General features: G+C 68.8%; 1 protein-coding gene. It reads left to right on the forward strand.

The window, feature by feature from the left end:
• On the forward strand, nucleotides 1–1,812 hold a 1,812-nt coding region (locus IL54_RS01970; protein WP_237748755.1), incomplete at both ends, for a helicase.

The raw sequence follows: 1,812 nt of genomic DNA on the forward strand, positions 1-1,812 counted from the left end.
GCGACGCCGCCTTCACCCCCGAAGAGATCGAAGCGATCGAGGCGCATCGCTTCCCGCCGGTGGACCATCTTTTCTGGCGCGACGGCACGCCACGCACCGACCGGCTCGACCATCTGATCGCCGATCTGGAGGAGCGGCCCGACCGTCCCGAACTGCGCGCCGCGCCGCAGGCCGTCGACCTGTCCGTCCTCAAGCGGCTCGCCGACGATCCCCTCGTCATCGACCGCGCGCGTGGCCAGCGGCAGGTCGAACGGCTCTGGGCCGCGTGCAGCCTGCCCGACTTTCAGAAACTCGGCACCGAACATCATGGCCGCGCCGTCGCGCGGATCTGGCGCTTCCTGTCCGAAGGCAATGGCCACATCCCTCGCGACTGGTTCGCGCAGGCGATCGCCCGGCTCGATTCGGTGCAGGGCGATATCGACACGCTCGCGGGCCGGATCGCCGCCGCCCGCACCTGGTCCTACATCGCCCACCGCGCCGACTGGCTTGCAGATCCCGCCGAAATGGCCGAACGCACCCGCGCGCTGGAGGAAAAGCTGTCCGATGCGCTGCACGCCGCCTTGACGCAGCGTTTCGTGGACCGGCGCACCACCGTCCTGTTGCGCGATCTCGGCCAAAATGCCAGCACCCTGCCGGTCACCGTCGAACCGGACGGCAGCGTGTGCGTCGATGGAGAATCGATCGGGCGACTTGACGGATTTCGTTTCTCGGTCGATCCCGCTACGCGGCATCAGGACAGGAAGATGCTGTTGGCGGCGGCGGAAAGGCGCCTTGGAAAGGTATTGCGTGTGAAGGCAGATGAATTGGTTGCGGCGGCGGATGCGGATTTTGCCCTGTTGGACGAAGCGGGACAGATGCCGGGCATCGCATGGGGACAGGCGACGGTCGCGACCCTGCTGGCGGGGCCGACCCTGCTGACGCCCGAAATCCGGCTCGACCGCGCCTTGCTCGAACTGGCGCCCGATCTGCAGAAGCAGGTCGCTACGCGGCTGGCCAGCTGGCTCGACGCGCAGAAGCAGAAGCATCTGTTACCGCTGGTAAAAATGGCCGAAAGCGCCGCCGATCCGGCCGTTCCCGCTGTGGTCCGCGCGGTCTTCGCGCAGTTGGCCGATGGCGGCGGCGTGATGGCGCGGGTTGATCTCGACGCCGCGCTCGGCCATCTCGACAAGGACCAGCGCCATTTGCTGCGCCGCGCGGGCATCGATATCGGCGTGCTCGACATCTATCATCCCGGCCTGCTCAAGCCCGGCGCGGCGCGCTGGCGCTCCGCCTTGCTGGCGGCGCGACTCGGCAAGCCCTGCCTGCGGCTGCCACTGCCCGGCCTCACCCTGCTGCCGGTTGGCGACAAATTCGCGCAGATGGGCGCGCGAATCGCTGGCTTTCGCGGCTTTGGTGACCAGATGCTGCGCATCGACATGGCCGAACGCATGGCCCGCGCCGCGCATGAGGCGATCGCCAAGGGCGAAGCCTTCACCGCGGTCAGCCCGCAGATCGTCTCGCTTGGCCTGCTCGAACCCGCTTTCCTGCAACTGATGCGCGCCGCTGGCTTCCGTCCGGTCGAAGCGCCCACCCCGGCCCCGGCCGAGGAAGCTGTCGAAGGAGCTGAACCAGCAGAAGCGCCCCCCGTCAGCGCCGCCAACTGGGTGTTTAAGGGCCGCCAAAAGCCCCGCCCCGAACGCGCCCAGCACACCCGTCCGCACACCGGCCGCCAAGACAATGAGCAGAAGCCACGCGGCGACAAGCCCGCCCATGGCCGTCGCGGCGGCAAGGACGGCGCACCCGCGCCCTCGCGCGCGAACGCCACCGGCGGCA

Source organism: Sphingobium sp. ba1 (assembly GCF_000743655.1).
In the GTDB taxonomy this organism is placed as follows: Bacteria; Pseudomonadota; Alphaproteobacteria; order Sphingomonadales; family Sphingomonadaceae; genus Sphingobium.